Genomic DNA, 2652 nt, shown 5'->3' on the forward strand with positions numbered 1-2652 from the left:
CTGCGGTGCGCCCAGGGCTGGGCCTCCTCCAGCTGGTAGGCCAGCTGGAACAGCAGCGCCTCGCCGCCGGCGCGGCCGGCGATCTGGACGCCCACCGGCAGGCCGTCCGGCGTCCAGTGCAGCGGCACGCTCATCGACGGGGCGCCGGCGACGTTCTGCACCGGCGTGTAGCCGACATAGGTCGTCAGGCGGGCCTGCAGCTCCTGGAACGGAACCCAGCCGGCCACATAGCCCAGCTCGACCGGCGGTTTGCCCAGGACCGGCGACAGGATCACGTCGTACTGGGTCAGCCAGGCGTCATAGAGCTGCATGTCGGTGTTCAGGCGCTCGATGGCGGCGGGCAGAGCCGTGGCGGGAAGCTGACCGATCAGCTTGGCCATCGCCAGGCTGAAAGGCTCCAGCAGCGTCTCGTCCGGCTCGCGACCGACGGCCTGGCCGATCGCCGTGACGAGGTCCGCCGCGCCGCTGGCCCAAAGCACCGTGAAGTCCATGCTGAACTGGCCGCCGTTCATCGGCCAGTGGGTCGGCTCGACCTTGTGGCCCAGGTTCTCCAAAAGCTTGGCGGCGTTGTTGACGGCGGTCTGAACCTCCGGATCTGGGGTCACCCCCGTGCCGGTGTTCATCACCAGGCCCACCTTCAGCGACCGCTTCAAGGGTTCGCTGATGACGCCGACCGGCTTGAACACCGCGTCGGCGCCCGTCCGTTCGGTCGCCGCGAACAGCGCCGCGGAGTCACGCACGCTGTGCGAGACGCAGTGCGACACCGAGATGTCGATGCCGCGCGCGACGGGACGGCCCGGCAGCATCCGGCCGCGCGAGGGCTTCAGACCGAAAAGGCCGCAGTTGGCCGCCGGGATGCGGATCGACCCGCCGCCGTCGGTGGCGTGGGCGATCGGGACCATGCCGGAGGCCACCGCCGCGGCCGCGCCGCCGGACGAACCGCCCGACGAGCGGTCCGTGTTCCAGGGATTGCGCGTGGGCGTAAAGCCCATCGGCTCGGTGGTCGGCAGGAAGCCGTATTCCGGCGTCGCCGACTTGCCGATGACGACGAAGCCCGCTCCGTCGAAGGCGTCGACATAGGGCGTCTGGGTGGTCTCGGGGAGCGCGTTCAGGCCGCTGCGCGAACCATTGCGGGTGGGTAGGCCCTTATAGGGATCCAGGTCCTTGACCAGGAAAGGCACGCCCGCGAACGGACCGCTCAACTGGCCGGCCTTGGCCTTGGCCAGGGCGCGGTCGAAGTCCGAGGTGACGATCGCGCCGATCTGGGGCTCCAGGGCTTCCGCCTTGCGGATGGCGTCTTCCACCGCCTCGACGGCGCTGATCTCCTTGCGGCGAATGCGACCCGCCAATTCCGTGGCGTCTGGGGTCCAGGGCGTAGTTGCGGACATTGTTCTGGTCTCTGCCTTCACTGAAGATGCGGCCGCGACGGCGGCGGATGCGGCCAGTAGGCCGCGACGACTGAAGCGCATCGGTTTCACTCCCCCCGATGGGTCCGACGTCTGCCGCGCCGGTGCTTGGCGTCGAGTTGACCTGGAAGAGACCCCCGCCGCAAGCCCGTGCTAAACGCCTCGGCGAAGTTTCGAGAGGACCCCATGGCCAGGAAGCGCATCGATCAGCTGCTCGTCGAGCGCGGCGTCTTCGACAGTCGCGCCAAGGCCCGCGCGGCGGTGGAGGCCGGCCGGGTCGCCGTCGACGGCCGGACCGTCGCCAAGCCCGCCGAGACGGTCGATGAGGAGGCCGAGATCCGGGCCGAGGCCGCGCATCCATGGGTCGGGCGAGGGGCGCTCAAGCTGGTCCATGCGCTGGACCTGTGGCCCATCCGTGTGGAGGGGCGCGTGGCGATCGATGTCGGCGCCTCGACGGGGGGCTTTACCGAGGTGCTGCTGTCGCGCGGCGCGGCCAAGGTGTTCGCCGTCGATGTCGGTCGCGATCAGCTGCACGCTCGGTTGAAGGCCGAGCCGCGCGTCGTGGATCTGTCGGGCGTCGACGCGCGCGCCCTGGACGACGGCCTGATCCCGGAGCCGCCGACGCTGGTGGTCAGCGACGTCAGCTTCATCTCCCTGACCAAGGCCTTGCCGGCGGCGCTGGGGCTCGCGGCGGCGGGCGCGGATCTGGTGGCGCTGATCAAGCCCCAGTTCGAGGCCGGACGCGAACATGTCGGCAAGGGCGGCCTGGTCAAGGATCCCGAGATCATCGCCCGCGTCGAGACCGAGATCGCTGCGTTCGTCGAGGCCTCGGGCTGGTCGGTGAAGGGCCTCGCGGAGAGCCCGATCACCGGCGGCGAGGGGCAGGTCGAGCGCCTGATCTGGGCGACCAAGGGCTGAAACGAAATCGGCCGCCCTTTCGGGCGGCCGATGGTTTTCCGCGAGGCGGTGATCGACTTAGTCGACGACCTGATACTTGCCGCTGGCGTCCGGGCAGACGCGCACGAAGCGCTTCTGGACGCGGCCGTCCGGCAGGTAGATAGGGCTCTCGGCCAGGGTGCAGCCGTTGATGTCCGGCTGGTTGGCGCGGTCGTTGACGCGATAACCGCTCTCGTAGCTGTGCTCGTAATAGGTTTCGCGACGCCGGTCGTCGTAGGAGCCCCGGCGATAGTAGGGATCGTCGTAGGACCCGTTGTAGGCGGCCGGCGGCGGCGCGGGCGGGGGAGGC

General features: G+C 69.8%; 2 protein-coding genes and 1 pseudogene. 1 reads left to right on the forward strand and 2 read right to left on the reverse strand.

Translation table 11 applies throughout. The features are described from left to right. On the reverse strand, nt 1-1469 hold a 1469-nt coding region (locus tag FCU40_RS22940; RefSeq protein WP_168078104.1), incomplete at its 3' end, for an amidase. 123 nt (nt 1470-1592) lie between these two features. On the opposite strand from FCU40_RS22940, the gene FCU40_RS22945 reads away from it, so the two are divergent. Further along, the gene (locus tag FCU40_RS22945; RefSeq protein ID WP_168078106.1) at nt 1593-2324 is read left to right on the forward strand and encodes a TlyA family RNA methyltransferase; all 732 of its coding nucleotides are present in this window, start codon (nt 1593-1595) and stop codon (nt 2322-2324) included. A gap of 57 nt (nt 2325-2381) precedes the next feature. Here FCU40_RS22945 and FCU40_RS22950 read toward each other — a convergent pair. Then, a pseudogene (locus tag FCU40_RS22950) lies at nt 2382-2652 on the reverse strand (hypothetical protein); the annotation flags it as partial.

The sequence above is a fragment of the Caulobacter sp. SSI4214 genome, assembly GCF_012184455.1.
In the GTDB taxonomy this organism is placed as follows: domain Bacteria; phylum Pseudomonadota; class Alphaproteobacteria; order Caulobacterales; family Caulobacteraceae; genus Caulobacter; species Caulobacter vibrioides_E.